General features: G+C 58.6%; 12 protein-coding genes. 5 read left to right on the top strand and 7 right to left on the bottom strand.

The annotated features are described in order from the left end of the window. Positions 1-3 precede the first annotated feature (3 nt). Positions 4-1,164, bottom strand: coding sequence for a glutamine-hydrolyzing carbamoyl-phosphate synthase small subunit (gene carA, locus WNY61_RS05310; RefSeq protein WP_342850410.1), 1,161 nt, complete (start codon positions 1,162-1,164; stop codon positions 4-6). A gap of 195 nt (positions 1,165-1,359) precedes the next feature. On the opposite strand from carA, the gene WNY61_RS05305 reads away from it, so the two are divergent. Continuing rightward, complete coding sequence (locus WNY61_RS05305; protein WP_342850408.1) at positions 1,360-1,818, top strand: GatB/YqeY domain-containing protein; 459 nt, start codon at positions 1,360-1,362, stop codon at positions 1,816-1,818. A gap of 55 nt (positions 1,819-1,873) precedes the next feature. On the opposite strand, the gene WNY61_RS05300 is transcribed toward WNY61_RS05305, so the two are convergent. From WNY61_RS05300 to WNY61_RS05285, 4 genes are all read right to left on the bottom strand, one after another. Next, positions 1,874-2,356: a DUF2244 domain-containing protein gene (locus tag WNY61_RS05300; RefSeq protein WP_342850577.1), complete on the bottom strand. Its 483-nt coding sequence runs from the start codon at positions 2,354-2,356 to the stop codon at positions 1,874-1,876. 171 nt (positions 2,357-2,527) lie between these two features. Next, complete coding sequence (locus tag WNY61_RS05295) at positions 2,528-5,968, bottom strand: pyruvate carboxylase (protein ID WP_342850407.1); 3,441 nt, start codon at positions 5,966-5,968, stop codon at positions 2,528-2,530. 101 nt (positions 5,969-6,069) lie between these two features. Continuing rightward, on the bottom strand, positions 6,070-7,218 hold the full coding sequence (locus WNY61_RS05290; RefSeq protein WP_342850406.1) for an alpha-hydroxy acid oxidase: 1,149 nt from the start codon (positions 7,216-7,218) through the stop codon (positions 6,070-6,072). A 151-nt stretch (positions 7,219-7,369) separates the two neighbouring features. Then, positions 7,370-8,143 carry a hypothetical protein gene (locus WNY61_RS05285; protein WP_342850405.1) on the bottom strand — a complete coding sequence of 258 codons (774 nt, stop codon included), beginning with the start codon at positions 8,141-8,143 and terminating at the stop codon, positions 7,370-7,372. 207 nt (positions 8,144-8,350) lie between these two features. Here WNY61_RS05285 and WNY61_RS05280 point away from each other — a divergent pair, with 207 nt between their 5' ends. Further along, the gene (locus WNY61_RS05280) at positions 8,351-10,768 is read left to right on the top strand and encodes a UvrD-helicase domain-containing protein (protein ID WP_342850404.1); all 2,418 of its coding nucleotides are present in this window, start codon (positions 8,351-8,353) and stop codon (positions 10,766-10,768) included. A 286-nt stretch (positions 10,769-11,054) separates the two neighbouring features. Here WNY61_RS05280 and WNY61_RS05275 read toward each other — a convergent pair whose 3' ends face one another. Continuing rightward, positions 11,055-11,258 (bottom strand): DUF1127 domain-containing protein, encoded by a 204-nt coding sequence (locus WNY61_RS05275; RefSeq protein ID WP_342850403.1) that lies wholly within the window; start codon positions 11,256-11,258, stop codon positions 11,055-11,057. Positions 11,259-11,866: 608 nt separating this feature from the next. Between WNY61_RS05275 and WNY61_RS05270 the strand changes: the two genes are divergently transcribed. After that, complete coding sequence (locus tag WNY61_RS05270; protein ID WP_342850402.1) at positions 11,867-12,931, top strand: Mrp/NBP35 family ATP-binding protein; 1,065 nt, start codon at positions 11,867-11,869, stop codon at positions 12,929-12,931. 19 nt (positions 12,932-12,950) lie between these two features. Here the strand turns inward: WNY61_RS05270 and WNY61_RS05265 are convergent, their stop codons facing one another. Then, a complete protein-coding gene (locus WNY61_RS05265) occupies positions 12,951-13,724 on the bottom strand; it encodes a hypothetical protein (protein ID WP_342850401.1) in 774 nt (257 codons plus the stop codon). A gap of 798 nt (positions 13,725-14,522) precedes the next feature. On the opposite strand from WNY61_RS05265, the gene mraZ reads away from it, so the two are divergent. Both mraZ and rsmH read left to right on the top strand, forming a co-directional pair. Beyond that, positions 14,523-15,014 carry a division/cell wall cluster transcriptional repressor MraZ gene (mraZ, locus tag WNY61_RS05260; RefSeq protein ID WP_342850400.1) on the top strand — a complete coding sequence of 164 codons (492 nt, stop codon included), beginning with the start codon at positions 14,523-14,525 and terminating at the stop codon, positions 15,012-15,014. 4 nt (positions 15,015-15,018) lie between these two features. Next, positions 15,019-16,002 (top strand): 16S rRNA (cytosine(1402)-N(4))-methyltransferase RsmH, encoded by a 984-nt coding sequence (gene rsmH / locus WNY61_RS05255; RefSeq protein ID WP_342850399.1) that lies wholly within the window; start codon positions 15,019-15,021, stop codon positions 16,000-16,002.

The raw sequence follows: 16,002 nt of genomic DNA, 5'->3' as shown, positions 1-16,002 counted from the left end.
ATTTTAAGCACTTCGCGCGGCCATGGCCTCGCTAAAACGCTCAAACAGGTAGTAGCTGTCTTGCGGGCCAGGGCTGGCTTCGGGGTGGTGTTGAACTGACCAGACGGGGCGGCCATCGACGCAGATACCGCAGTTCGATCCATCAAACAGCGACACATGCGTTTCGCGTACGCCTTCGGGCAGGGACTGGCCGTCGACCGCGAAACCGTGGTTCATTGAGGTAATCTCGACCTTGCCAGTATCGCGGTCTTTGACCGGGTGGTTGGCACCGTGGTGGCCGTGGCTCATCTTGACGGTCTTGGCGCCAAGCGCCAGTGCCAGCATCTGATGGCCAAGACAGATTCCGAAGACCGGCAAGTCGGTTTTGTTTAGGACATCCTTGATCATCGGCACCGCATAGACACCGGTGGCAGCCGGATCGCCGGGGCCATTGGTCAAAAAGACACCATCCGGCTCATGCGCCATGATATCGTCATAGGTGGCACTGGCGGGCAGCACGGTCACGTCACAGCCAGCAGAAGCAAGACAGCGCAGAATGTTGCGTTTGGCGCCGTAGTCCACGGCGACCACCTTGTGCTTGGCCTCGGTCTGCGGTGCGTAGCCATCAGGCCATGCCCACCGCATCTCGTTCCAACGGTATGTTTGGGCGCAGGTGACGTCTTTGGCCAGATCCATCCCTTCAAGGCCGGCAAATTCGCGGGCCGCGGCGACCAGCGCTTCGATGTCAAAGTTGCCGTCGGGGTCATGCGCTAGGGCTGCGTGCGGCGCGCCTTGTTGGCGGATCGCGCGGGTCAGGCGGCGGGTGTCGATGCCACCGATGGCGATACGGCCACGCGCGGCCAGCCAGTCCGACAGCGGCTGTACATTGCGCCAGCTGCTTGGGGTGGTTGGCATCCATTTGACGACCATACCTGCAGCGACCGGATCGCCGGTCTCGTCATCTTCGGGGTTGGTGCCGACATTGCCGATATGCGGGAAGGTAAAGGTCACGATCTGGCCCGCATAGGAGGGGTCGGTCATGATTTCTTGGTAACCGGTCATCGCGGTGTTGAAGCACAACTCCGCCACGGTTTGGCCTGTGGCGCCAAACCCCAAACCGTAGAAAATCGATCCATCCGCGAGGGCAAGGCAGGCGGTTGGGCGGGGGCGAGCAGGCGCGGACATGGGGCAGTCTCCGGGCAGAAGGGGGGCGGGTAAACGGGTGGCAACCTAATCCCGCGCGTACGCGGGGTCAATAGGCAGAGGGAAATGAGATATCCTTTTACATCAGCGGCTTACCCATCGTCGCCCCCCATTGCTCCGCGCGAAGAGAGCAGGTAAGCTGCGCCCCTTGGATTAAGCGAAACACAGGAAACCACCATGTCATTGCGGATGCGCATCTCAGATGCTTTGAAACAGGCTATGAAAGACAAGGCGGCGGACCGGCTTTCGACGCTGCGGCTGATCAATGCAGCGATCAAGGATAAGGACATTGCCGCCCGGGCAACCGGTAAGGACGACGGCGTGTCCGATGCCGAAGTGCTGGGCATCTTAAGCAAGATGGCCAAACAACGCCAAGAATCGGCGCGCGCCTATGAAGAGGGTGGGCGGCTCGACCTTGCTGAGCGTGAGCGCGAAGAAGTCGAGGTGATCGAAGAATTCCTGCCACGGCAACTGACTGTGCCAGAGACCGCCGCTGCTGTGGATGACGCCATCAAAGAGATTGGCGCAACCTCGATCCGCGATATGGGCAAGGTCATGGGGCTGCTGAAGGAACGCTACACCGGCCAAATGGATTTCGGCGCTGTTGGGCCCGTCATTAAAGACCGCTTGAGCTAAGCGACTTACTTTGCTGTCAGAATGAGGGGCTGGGCCAGTGGGCCCGGCCCCTTTTTCAGGTTTGCAGGTGGCGCGATAGGTCTTCGAACAGCGCAATACGTTCTTCCTCGCTCAGGAATGCGCCGATCTCTACCTCGCGGCCTCCGCCGCGTAGGGTGACGTAGTGCGGCACCGGGCCGTCGCCGTCGTATTTCTTCACGCGGGTCCAATATCGGTTGCAGGTCCAGTCCTTCACCGCGCCTTTGGCAGTGGTATGGACCAGCCGTACCGTCGAGGCGTCGAGGGTTAACGTCTCTTCGATCTGGCGGGCACGGTGATTGTGCCGCAAGGCCCAATAGACCGCCCCCAAAGCCAGCACTACAAATGGCAGCAGCCCCCAAAGCAATGCGGTGCCGAGCATCGCAATCAGCGGAATCATCGCGAGTGTAAAGGTCGCCAACATAAAGGCAGCAAAGCCGCGCGCGGGCAGAGATTGATGCGGCCAAAGGCGCATCTTTTGCGGATCAGCGCGAGGTGGGGTTGTCCATTCGTAGGGCATGACGTCGCTCAGGCTCACTCAGCTGCCACGATAGCCAAGACGGAAGCGATGGCAATGCGGCGCGGCGACGCGGAGGGTTTGGCTCATCAGAGCTCGCAGGTGCCATAGGGGGGCGGGTTTGCCGTTCGGCAGAGCGGTCGCCGGGCGCGTCCAAACGCACCCGGCGCGAAATTACTCCAGTTCGACAAGTAGGTCCTTGGCGTCGATCTGGCCGCCTGCTTGCACATGTACGGCCTTCACTGTGGCATCCCGCTCGGCGTGCAGGCCGGTTTCCATCTTCATCGCCTCGATGGTCAACAGTAAGTCGCCCGCTTTGATCTTCTGCCCTTCCTTGACCCCAACTGAGGCCACAACACCGGGCATCGGCGCGCCGATGTGATTGGCGTTTCCAGCCTCGGCCTTGGGGCGCTGCACGGTGGCGTCTTTTACCAATCGGTTCGCCACGCGGATCACCCGCGGCTGGCCGTTAAGCTCGAAAAACACCTTCACTTCGCCATCTTCTCCGGCCTCAGATTCGGCCTGAAGACGGATCTCCAAGGTCTTGCCGGGATCAATCTCGGCAGAGATTTCCGCGCCCGGTTCCATCCCATAAAAGAAGGTATGCGTAGGCAGGGTGCGGACCGGGCCATAAATGCGGTGACGGCCCATGTAATCGAGGAAAACCTTGGGATACATGAGGTAGCCGCACAGGTCCTCGTCGTCGATCTTTATGCCGTCAAGCTGCTCTGACAGGTCTTTGCGTACAGCTTCAAAATCGACCGGATCCAAGTGTTTGCCGGGGCGCTCGGTATTGGGCGCTTCGCCCTTGAGCACCTTCTTGACGATCCCCGCCGGGAAACCGTTTGGCGGCTGTCCAAGGTTCCCGCGCATCATATCGATCACACTGTCGGGGAAGGAAACATCAACGTTCGGGTCCTCGACCTGCGCGCGGGTCAGCCCTTGGGACACCATCATCAAAGCCATGTCGCCAACGACCTTGGAGGAGGGCGTCACTTTGACGATATCGCCGAACATCTGGTTCACGTCCGCATAGGTGCGCGCAACCTCGGGCCAGCGGTCTTCCAGCCCCATGGAGGCGGCCTGTGCCTTCAGGTTGGTGAATTGGCCGCCGGGCATCTCATGCAAATAGACCTCAGACGAAGGTGCCTGCATCCCGGTCTCAAAGGCGGCGTAGTGGCCGCGCACTTCTTCCCAGTAATCAGAGATTTCGCGCACGGCCTTCATGTCGATCCCGGTGTCGCGATCGGTATGCTGGAGCGCCGAAACCACGGTGCCAAGGGTCGCCTGCGAGGTGTTGCCCGAGAGCGCGTCCATGGCGCAATCGACGGCGTCGACGCCCGCCTCAGATGCGGCAAGGATCGTGGCGGTGGCGCTGCCGGCGGTGTCATGGGTGTGGAAGTGGATCGGCAGGCCAACTTCGGATTTCAGAGCCTTGATCAAGGCGCGGGCTTGGGCAGGTTTCAGCAGTCCGGCCATATCCTTTAGCCCCAGCACATGCGCGCCTGCGGCTTTCAGGTCTTTGCCCATATTCACGTAATACTGAAGGTCGTATTTCGCACGATCAGGGTCAAAAATGTCACCGGTGTAGCAGATTGTACCTTCGCAAACCTTGCCTGCTTCGACCACCGCATCCATCGCCACGCGCATGTTTTCAACCCAGTTGAGACTGTCGAAAACGCGGAACACATCGACACCGGTATTGGCGGCTGTCGCCACAAACTTTTGCACCACATTGTCAGGGTAGTTGGTGTAGCCCACACCGTTAGAGGCGCGCAGCAGCATTTGCGTCATTACGTTGGGCAAGGCCGCGCGCAGATCGCGCAGGCGCTGCCAAGGGCATTCCTGCAAGAAACGGTAGGCCACATCAAAAGTCGCCCCGCCCCAGCATTCGACCGAGAAAAGTTGCGGCAGATTGGCGGCATAAGCCGGGGCCACCTTGATCATATCAATGCTGCGCATGCGCGTGGCTAGCAGGGATTGATGTGCATCACGCATGGTGGTGTCGGTGATAAGAAGCTGGCGTTGTTGCCCCATCCAATCGGCCACGGCCTGAGGGCCCTTTTGTTCCAATAGGTTACGTGTGCCCATCTGCGGCTCGCCGCGCAGTACGGGCGGCTTGGGATCGCGGACATGGGCGGCGGGCAGGGCGTGGCCCTTGGTCTCCGGATGGCCGTTAACGGTGATATCGGCGATGTAGGTCAGCACCTTGGTGGCGCGGTCGCGCCGCTGCTTGAAGTTGAAAAGCTCGGGCGTCTCGTCGATGAATTTGGTGGTGTATTCATTGTTGAGAAACGTCGGGTGTTTCAGCAGGTTTTCCACAAAGGCGATGTTGGTCGACACCCCGCGCACGCGGAATTCGCGTAAGGCTCTATCCATCCGGGCGATGGCCATTTCGGGCGTTGGGGCTTTGGCCGTGACCTTGGTCAGCAGGCTGTCGTAGTAGCGCGTGATGACGCCGCCCGCGTAGGCCGTGCCACCATCAAGACGAATGCCCATGCCGGTGGCCGAACGGTAGGCAGTGATGCGGCCATAGTCGGGGATAAAGTTATTCTGCGGGTCTTCGGTGGTCACGCGGGTTTGAAGGGCGTGACCGGTGAGGGTGATGTCCTCCTGCCGTGTCTTACCGGTGGCATCGGCCAGCGATTTGCCCTCGGCGATAAGGATCTGCGCCCGCACGATGTCGATGCCCGTGACCTCTTCGGTGACGGTATGTTCGACCTGCACGCGGGGGTTTACTTCGATGAAATAGAACTGGCCGTCGTCCATATCCATCAGGAATTCGACGGTGCCCGCGCATTCATAGTTTACATGGGCGCAAATTTTGCGGCCCAACTCGCAGATTTCGGCACGTTGTTCTTCGGTGAGGTAGGGGGCCGGGGCACGCTCAACCACCTTTTGGTTGCGGCGCTGGACAGAGCAGTCGCGCTCATAAAGGTGGTAAATGTCACCCTGTTTGTCGCCCAAGATTTGCACTTCGACGTGGCGGGCGCGGAGGATCATTTTCTCCAGATACCCTTCGCCATTGCCGAAAGCAGCTTCGGCTTCGCGGCGGCCTTCGCGGACTTTTTCGGCCAGTTCCTTTTCGGACATAATCGGGCGCATGCCACGGCCGCCACCGCCCCATGACGCCTTGAGCATCAGGGGATAGCCAACCTCAGCCGCCTCCGCGCGGATCGCATCCATGTCGTCGCCCAGCACTTCGGTGGCGGGAATGACCGGCACGCCCGCGTCCATCGCCACGCGGCGGGCCGAGGCTTTGTCGCCCAGAGCGCGCATGGTTTCAGCGCGGGGTCCGATAAAAGTGATGCCATTGTTCACGCAAGCGTCGACAAATTCAGGATTTTCCGACAGCAGGCCGTAGCCGGGATGGATCGCATCAGCGCCCGCAGCCTTGGCGACCCGGATCATCTCGTCGATGCTGAGGTAGGCCGCGACGGGGCCCAGTCCTTCGCCAATGCGGTAGGCTTCGTCAGCTTTAAACCGGTGCAGGCCTAGCTTGTCTTCTTCGGCGTAAACCGCGACCGTTTTCTTGCCCATCTCATTGGCGGCGCGCATGATGCGGATCGCAATCTCTCCGCGGTTGGCGATCAGGATCTTTTTGAAATCGGTCACTCGTTGGTCTCCCCTGCTGGATTTAACGGCAGCTTAGGGATGCTGCGGTGCAGCGCAAGGGGGCTGTGGCAGTCTTTGTCACATTTCTGCAAGGATTGTCGTTAAAGGGGCGACAGATCAAAGGGGGTGGGTAACTCGCGTAGGTTGTGCGCGCCCAACTGGCCCATATTCGCGGTGAGGTCGCGGGCGAGCAGATCAATAAGGTGTTCCACTCCACGCGGCCCAAGTGCTGCGAGCGCGATATGAAAGGCCCGGCCCAGCATGACAAAATCCGCGCCAAGCGCAAAGGCACGCAGAATATCAAGGCCCGTTTCTACGCCGCTGTCGAAAATCACGGGCAGTTTTGTGGCGGCGCGGATCGCGGGCAGAGCTTCGGCACTGGCAGGCGCGGCGTCGAACTGTCGGCCCGCATGATTAGAAACCCAGATTGCATCTGCTCCGGCTTGTTCTAATGCAGTCGCATCTTCGGGACGCAGAACGCCTTTGATCACCAATGGCCCGTCCCAATGGTCTCGCAGCCAATGTAGATAATCCCAATCCGGCGCGGTGCGCAGCAGATAGCCTACATGGGCCGTCGGCGGTAAGTTTGCGGTGGCCGTGCCTTCGGTGTATTTATCGAGCATTTTCATATGCGGCAGGCCACGGCGTGCCATGCCCATCGCCCATGCGGGCCGCATCGCAACCTGTGCCATCAAGCGTGGTGTAAGTTTAGGTGGGCTGGTCAAGCCGGAGCGAGTTTGCCGCTCGCGGCGCGACGCGACCGGAACATCGACTGTAAGAACAAGCGTGGTGAAACCCGCGGCCTTGGCACGGGCCAGCATATCTGTGCGGATCTCAGGGTCGCGCGGAGGGTAAAGTTGGAACCAGCCGTGTGTGCCTAAATGTGGTGCTACGTCTTCGGGGCTGGCGGCAGCGACAGTTGAAAGACCGAAGGGAATGCCAGCGCGATCCGCGGCGCGGGCAAGGTGTACTTCGGCATCCGGCCAAATCAGGCCGGACATACCCAAGGGAGACATGCCGAAGGGCAGGGGCATTTTTTGCCCCATAAGCTCAACGCCTAGATCGGGGCTGAATTCACCATGCAATACCGAGGGCATAAGGCCAACACGATCCAGAGCCGCACGGTTGCGGTGTTTGGTCGCCTCGGTCCCTGTTGCGGAATCAAGGTACTCCCACACAAACTTAGGTAGGCGCGACTGCGCGCGGCTGCGGAGGTCTGAGAGGGCGGGATAGGTTGCATGTAAGTCCATGGCCGCATTTGCGCCAAAGGACTGCAGATTGTCCAGATAGTGAAAACGCAATCAGATTTGTGGTGATTTTGTTTGCGCAGTGGCCCGCCTGCGGAGCCGATCCCGGAATGATAACCTCAGGCCTATATTGCACAGTTCATCTACGCCAAGGTCACTGGCGCTGAGCCGACCGAACAAGCGGAGGGGTGTCGTTTTGCTTGTCGCCCGGCGCGGTCGGCAGGTTGTCCGCCATGTCCACCAACGCTGCGATAGCAGCTTCGATTTCATCACCCTCATGCGCATCTGCACTGTCTAAGTCGATCAAATGCACTGTCGGACTGGCCTCTGCCTCCAAACGCTCCTGCGCGATCGAGCGAAGCTCTTGCATGGTGCTGTCAATCGCGCGGCAAAGACCTGCAAGCATCCCCGCAGAACCTGTAAGTTTTGAAGGATCAATCAGCCCTTTTTCCGCGGCGTCCAGCACAGTCGAAATCTGTTCAAGCTTGAACGACGAAGTCGCTGCAAAATAGCGAACATCTTCGAATGCTAGGGTGTCACGATTATCGCGTTGCACCCGTTCCACGACAATTGCGCTGCCCACCACCCGATCAAGGCCACGATGCGATTGCACATGATGCAGCGTGGTGTCCCAGATAAGCGGGCCGCGCGGCATATGCAGCATTTCGCGAAACCGGATCTGGCCTGCGTTTGAGACACAGCGCGCATAGCGTTCATTGACGGCTTCGGCCTCATCTTCGTTCATGAAGGCATGAAGGGGGCGGTTTATCACCTCCTCCATAACCATGCCGCTATGGGCCTCATGGGCGGTATTAAGCGCGAGAAGTTCGAAATGCCCACTATCATTGTTCAATTCCGCAATGAACATTGGCAGTTTGAACCGATCAATCTCTCGGCGTAGTACCGAAGTATCATCATTCCTGAACATGAGCGGTTCCTCTCGTTTGTCGTTGTTCTGCCACATTGGGGCCAAAGCATTAGCAACGGGTAAAGATTTGCAGCACTCTTCAAATTCGCCAGTCTTTGCGTACGACAGTGTTATTTCACGGCGGGAATTAACCGGTCGTAAATCCTTTGCGAGAACATTTGCGGAACGTCTCTTTATCTCGTATCGCGGACGCGCTAGATTACGTTCATGAGTGATTTTGACGAAATGGATGCCTTTGAAGGCGCATCATTGTCCGCCCGCGCCATGGCCGCGCGCCCGCAGCCTTATCTGGAGGGGTTGAACCCCGCCCAGCGTGCCGCGGTTGAGACGATGGACGGACCAGTGCTGATGCTTGCGGGGGCAGGCACCGGCAAGACGCGGGCACTTACGGCGCGAATCGTGCATCTGCTTAACACCGGGCGGGCGCGGCCGAATGAGGTTTTGGCGGTCACTTTCACCAACAAAGCCGCGCGGGAGATGAAGAACCGTGTGGGTCAGATGTTGGGCCAGCAGGTGGAGGGGATGCCATGGCTCGGCACTTTCCATGCGATCTGCGTCAAACTGCTGCGGCGCCATGCGGAATTGGTGGGGCTTAAGAGTAATTTTACCATTCTAGACACAGATGATCAGTTGCGACTACTGAAACAATTGGTGGCGGCTGAGGGGATAGATGACAAACGCTGGCCGGCGCGGATGTTGGCAGGGCTTATCGATGGCTGGAAGAATAGGGCGCTGACGCCCGACAAGGTGCCAACGGCGGATGCCGGGGCTTATAACCACCGTGGACCCGAGATTTACGCGCAATATCAACGTCGTTTGATCGAATTAAACGCGACCGACTTTGGCGATTTGCTGCTGCATATGGTAACGATTTTCCAAAAGCACCCGGATGTTCTGGCGCAGTATCAGCGCTGGTTTAAGTACATTCTGGTGGACGAATATCAAGATACCAACGTCGCCCAATACCTGTGGCTGCGGCTTTTGGCGCAGGGGCATAAGAACATTTGCTGCGTTGGCGATGACGACCAGTCGATCTACGGTTGGCGCGGGGCCGAAGTGGGCAATATCCTGCGGTTCGAAACGGATTTCCCCGGTGCACATGTGGTCAAGTTGGAGCAAAATTACCGCTCGACCCCACATATTTTGGCGGCTGCCTCAGGCGTGATTGCCGGAAATGAAGGGCGCTTGGGTAAGACGCTATGGACCGAAGAGACTGAGGGCGAAAAGGTCCGCCTGATCGGCCATTGGGATGGCGAGGAAGAGGCGCGCTGGATCGGGGATGAGATCGAATCTGCACAGCGCGGCACGCGGGGCCTCGATCCATTCTCACTCGACGATATGGCGATACTGGTCCGGGCGAGCCATCAGATGCGGGCGTTTGAAGATCGTTTTTTAACCATTGGGCTGCCTTATAAGGTGATCGGCGGCCCGCGATTCTATGAGCGGTTGGAAATTCGCGATGCCATGGCCTATTTCCGCGTCGTCACCAGCCCTGACGATGATTTGGCGTTTGAGCGCATCGTAAACACACCGAAGCGGGGTCTTGGCGACAAGGCCCAGCAAAAAATTCAGCGCACCGCGCGCGATCATGGGGTGAACCTTGTCGAAGGGGCGCGGATCCTCTTGGCACATGACGGGATCGGCGGCAAAGGAGCGGCCCAGTTGCGGCTGCTGGTCGACGGAATCGACCGCTGGTCATCGATGTTGCATGGCCCTCGGATCGAGATCAGCGAAGATGAGAGCGTGCTTGATGATGGCTCGGTGCCGCTGCGGGTTGATTACGGCCCACCCGAAGTTTCTCATGTCGAGCTGGCCGAAATGATTCTCGACGAAAGCGGCTATACTGGCATGTGGCAAAACGACAAAACGCCCGAAGCGCCTGGACGGTTGGAGAATCTCAAGGAATTGGTCAAGGCATTAGAGGGGTTCGAGAATCTGCAGGGTTTCCTCGAACACGTCAGCTTAATCATGGACAACGAGCAGGAAGGCGATGGCGAGAAGGTATCGATCATGACCCTTCACGCCGCCAAAGGGCTTGAGTTTCCAATGGTGTTTTTGCCAGGCTGGGAAGATGGGCTTTTCCCCTCGCAGCGGTCGATGGACGAAAGCGGGATCAAGGGGCTCGAGGAGGAGCGGCGGCTTGCTTATGTGGGAATCACCCGGGCCGAGCAAATCTGCACAATCTCTTTTGCCGCGAACCGCCGTGTCTTTGGACAATGGCAAAATGCAATGCCGTCGCGGTTTATCGATGAGCTGCCAGAGGAGCATGTTGAGGTGTTAACCCCTCCAGGGCTTTACGGTGGGGGCTTTGGCGCTGCGATGCCGCAGTCTGATCTGCATGACCGCGCGGCCAATGCGAATGTCTATAACTCGCCCGGGTGGAAACGATTGCAATCGCGCAGTGGGGCGCGGGGCACCAGTCAGCCCCGAGAAAGCCGTAATGTCACCATCGACATGCAAGCAGTCGCCGCTTTTGAGATGGGTGAACGCGTTTTTCACGATAAATTCGGCTACGGCGAAGTAATCGGCATCGAAGGCGATAAAATGGAAGTCGCTTTTGAGAAGGCCGGGACCAAGAAGGTCGTCTCGCGGTTTTTGACCGGCGGGCAAGACGTCCCATTTTAATGCCTTATGCGTTCCGCGTTTGTGCGGAGCGCGCTTTTCATCAATCTGAATATAGATAGCAGACGCTTATACGTGTTTAGCTGCTTAAACGCGGACCCAGACAAACAAAAACGACGGCACCTTGGGAGGAAGGTGCCGTTTCTATGTTGGCCCGAAGCGTCGAGGGAGGGTCGGCTTCGGGTCTCCTTGCGGGGTCCGCCTCATCAGGGAGGAGGAAAGTGACGCGCACCCCGGCTTTCAGACGACAGAACAGGGAGGGGTTCTGACGTCCGATCTCAATATCGGCTTAGCCGCGGGAAGATTCCCATGCGACGCGGCGCAGTTCGGAACGGCTCAGACCAAGGTCAGCCAGTTCGCGGTTGCTCAACGCGCTCAGACCGTCAAAAGTTTCACGGTACAGACGGTGCTGTTTGTAGCGGGTGGCAAGTGCTTCGAGTGTTGCGCCAACGCGGGCGAAGACGGAAGTTGTGTTTGCGGTAGTTGTGTTCATGTAAGCCATTTCGGCGCCTCTTTTTTCATCTGTGGATTATCTCGTTGCCTGCTATTTACGCTCTTTCTGCATTTGCACAACGGGCATAAAGGCAATGCCGCTATGCAGAAATCGCATAGGTGAAAAAACCTGTAAGAGGTTGATTAAAAAGAGATTTAGTCGCGCGACAAAGTAGCGCGCTGTCATAAAACTGTCATTTTGGGGTGGGGAGGGAAAAGTGCGGCGACATCTGGGAGGAGGTAGATGTCGCCGCCAATTACAGACACATCCGGGAGGAGGATGGATACGTCTGGTCTTTCCGAACTCAGATACATCCGGGAGGAGGATGGATGCTCTGGGCCTTGTCAAAATCAGACACATTCGGGAGGAGGATGAATGTGTCTGGTCTTTCCGAAGGCTGGGCGTTTCGCCCTGCCTATGAACTTAAGTTAGCGCTAATTGCTGCAAGTGCACAATGTTTGTTTTTGCAATGCTGCCATGCAGCAAAAACATGGGATCCCTGCGCAATCCTTAGGCGTTCCGCCTGATCCTTGTGCGAAACGGGCCGTCCCCTTGCGCTTGGCGCAGAACCTGCCATTTCAGGAGGCCTAATAGAGGAGAATTTGCGCATGTCTGTGACCAAAGCAGAAGTCGAAGCGGCGCTGGAGCGGGTGCAGCTGCCCGACGGAAAAAGCCTGTTGTCCCATGATCTGGTTCGCGCATTGGTGATTGACGGCGAAAAGGTGCGATTCGTGATTGAGGCACCCAACGCTGATGTGGCTCGCCAGATGGCACCGCTGCGAGACGCAGCTGAGCAGGTGGTCCGCGATTTGCCGGGAGTTGGCGATGTCTCCGTGGCCCTTACCGCCCATGGCCCTGCGCCCAAGGCGCCCAGTCTTAAAGTTGGCGGCCACCCAAAGCCACAAGAGGGGCCGATGAAGCCCAGTGGTGTAAAACGCATCCTGGCAATCGGCTCAGGCAAGGGTGGGGTGGGTAAATCCACGGTCAGCTCTAACCTCGCCGTGGCGCTGGCGCGCGCGGGTCGCAAGGTGGGGCTGTTGGACGCTGATATCTATGGTCCCAGCCAGCCGCGCATGATGGGGATCAACAAACGCCCCGCCAGCCCGGACGGAAAAACGATCATCCCCCTTCAAGCGCATGGCGTCACGATGATGTCGATTGGCTTTATGTTAGAAGAGGGCAAGGCCGTGGTCTGGCGTGGCCCAATGCTGATGGGCGCGTTGCAGCAGATGCTGGGGCAGGTAGAGTGGGGCGAGCTTGATGTGCTGCTTGTTGATCTGCCGCCGGGCACGGGAGATGTGCAGTTGACGCTTTGCACCAAATCCGAATTGTCCGGCGCTATTGTCGTCAGCACGCCGCAAGATGTGGCGCTGATCGATGCACGCAAGGCGCTGGATATGTTCGCCACCCTAAAAACCCCCATACTGGGTCTGATCGAGAATATGTCGATGTTCGTCTGCCCTGATTGCGGATCGCAGCATGAGATATTTGGCCATGGCGGCGTTGCGGCAGAGGCCGACAAGATGGGTGTGCCGCTGCTGGGCAGCCTGCCGATTGATCTGGAGACCCGTCTTGCGGGCGACAATGGCACACCGGTTGCCGCAGGCGAGGGGGCCATGGCCGACGCTTATGCCCGCATCGCGCGCGGGTTGATCGACGGCGGCATGGCTTGAATAGAGGGGCGCGGGCGGCTTAACCCAGCTCGCGCCCTTCGATCAGATGACCATAGAGCGTCGTTAGCATCGAGACGAAGACAAGCCCCTCTATAAGATAGAGTGCTGAATCGAGCATCAGGCGCAGGCCTGGGTCGACAGATGGCAATATGCCCGCGATGACGCCCAATAGCGTATTCACCACAGCCAGCAACACCGCCAGCGCCCATAGCGTACCCGCGAGCGGTTCCGTCGCGCGCCAACTGTCGCGGACAGCCATGACATGACCCATGGCCGCTGCGGGCAGCACAAGGCTAAGCCGCAGCGCCACCCACAAGAATGCCACCCCCGCGGCCAACCCGATCAGCAGCAATGCTGCAGGGCTCGATCCGGTAAGCCCGCCCAGCAGCAGCATCGCCAGACCAATCGGGACCGCGGCAAGCAGTTGTACAAACCCCAATACGAGCGCGCGCCAGACATAGGCCCAGAACAGCCGCGCACCCGGGCGCACCTCAGCCCCGGTGCGATCACGGTCAAGCAGCACGTGGCGGTGCCAGAGCACGGCCATCAGCGCGTAGCCAAGGATGCCAGCAAGACCGCAGGCGATCAGGATCAGCAATTGATCTGTGGGCGGCGGGGCAGCGTTCTCTAGAGCTTGGTTCATCGCGCCAAGCGCATCTTTGGCCAGCACGCCTGCCACGGCCGCTGCACCCATTACCCAAAGCAGCGCTGGCAGGATCACACGCAGCGTCGTCGCGGGCGCGTGGAAAAGCATGTTCAGTGCGTGCGTAAATAGAGCTGTGGATTGGATCATGATGCACTCCCTCGTTTCGGGGCACTACATGGCGTGGGTGCGGTGAAAGGACAAGATGCGGCTGGGCTGTCCGGGGCGATTGGCTGGGAAAGCATGGGCAAGCGGGAGGTCGTAGGAAAAGTCGCGGGAAAACATGGGAAGTCTGGGAAATGATGGGTCTGTCATGGCCCGCTGGACGCCTTCGCCGATTCGGAGCCACGGGAATGGCGCGTATTTTGGCGGGTTGCGTTGCAATGGTTCGGCCGTCATGCGTTAATCTGCAGAACAGGCAACGAACATGCCCTGTGGATAACTATGTGTGCAAATTTTAGTGGGAATACGTGGGACGATATGCAGGTTCCAAGATCGAATCAATATATTGTGTTTTATCGGTGAAATATCCCTAATTGAGCCAATTTCCGCTCAAGAAGTTATACCAGATGTTGTTCCCACAGCCTGTGCAAAACAAAATATTGCGCTGAGATTCAAAAAAAATGTAGACGCCCATCAATTCCCATGGCATCCCTAGTTCATCGGATGAGAACGGGACACGGGGCAGCAAACGACCCCAAAAATAAAACAAAACCTAGCAGGTTTCATACAGGCACCTCGCTTTCATCAGACCAAAGAGATCCGGCGCGTGAGCGAGCAGACATCCCCCCAGGTGGCGCGCGCAGTCGGACTTCCCCGCCAAGCTGCGGGACGTGGGCGGCGGGTTGATCAGTGGCAGCAGATCAACCCGCCGTTTCCATTTCCAGAGCAGCATTTTCGGGGCGAGCAACGAATTAAGCGCAAACGCGCAAGAGGCAGGGACAACACGTGAGCCGCAGGTTCAGAGGCGAGAGCCAACACAAGGTCGATACGAAGGGGCGGGTGTCTATCCCAGCCTCTTTTCGGCGTGTGTTGGAGGCTGGCGATCCGAACTGGAAGAGCGGTGACAACCCTGAGTTGGTCATCGTCTATGGCGATCAGCGCCGCAACTACCTTGAATGCTATACAATGGAAGCCATTGACGAGGTCGACGCCAAGATCGACCGCATGCCGCGTGGCTCCATGCAGCGTAAGGCGCTTCAGCGTCTGTTCCACGGCCAGTCTTTCCCGACCACGGTAGATGAGACAGGCCGCTTGGTGCTGCCCGCCAAGCTGCGCAACAAGATCGAACTCAACGGCGAGGCGTTCTTCATCGCCGCCGGTGACACCTTCCAAATTTGGAAGCCCGAAACCTACGAGACTGAGGAAGAATCGTGGCAGCAGGAACTGCCGGATGATGTTGATCCGCTCTCGTTCCTGGATGGCGATATGGAGGTCTGACGGAATGGCTGCTGCTTCTGCCCCTTCCGCCCCCCACACCCCTGTTCTGCTGCGCCCCATTCTGACTGCTGTGGCGCCTGTCGAAGGCGTTTGGCTTGATGGTACCTTTGGTGCTGGCGGCTATACCCGTGGTTTTCTAGAGGCCGGGGCCGCGCGTGTGATTGCAGTGGACCGTGATCCGCTGGCTTTTGAAATGGCCGCCAAATGGGCCGGAGACTATGGCAACCGCATCACCATGCAGCAGGGTGTCTTCTCGCGCATGGATGAATATGCCCAAGACCTCGACGGCGTGGTGCTTGATCTCGGCGTTTCCTCAATGCAGCTCGATCAGGCCGAGCGTGGGTTTTCCTTTATGAAGGACGGCCCGCTCGACATGCGGATGAGCCAAGACGGCCCCTCGGCTGCCGATCTGGTCAATGAGGCCGAAGAAGAGATCATCGCCAATATCCTGTTCCAATACGGCGAAGAACGCGCCTCCCGCCGGATCGCAAAGGCGATTGTCCGCGCACGGGAAGATGCGCCGATCACCACTACGTTGGAATTGGCCAAGCTGGTCGAAGGCTGTTTGCCGCGCTCGAAGCCTGGTCAAAGCCACCCGGCCACGCGTAGTTTTCAGGCGCTGCGCATCGCGGTGAACAATGAATACGGCGAGTTGTTTCAAGGTCTTATGGCTGCAGAACGGGCGTTGAAGCCGGGCGGAAAACTAGCTGTCGTGACATTCCATTCGGTCGAGGACCGCATGGTCAAACGCTTCCTCACCGCGCGGGCAGGGGCTGGGGGCAATGCCAACCGCTTCGCCCCTGCGCTAGAACAGGAAGCGCCGCAGTTTACACTGAAATCGCGCAAGGCTATCGGACCTGACGCGCAGGAATTGGATGAAAACCCGCGCAGCCGTTCGGCCAAACTGCGGGTCGCCACGCGCACGGATGCGCCCAGTGGTGAGATTGATGCGAAATCCATCGGCATGCCGATGGTCAGGGGGATCTGA

The organism is Sulfitobacter sp. AS92 (assembly GCF_038900015.1).
Classification (GTDB): Bacteria; Pseudomonadota; Alphaproteobacteria; order Rhodobacterales; family Rhodobacteraceae; genus Sulfitobacter.
The sequence above is the reverse complement of the archived record's forward strand: the minus strand, read 5'-3'. Positions and strand labels throughout refer to the sequence as shown.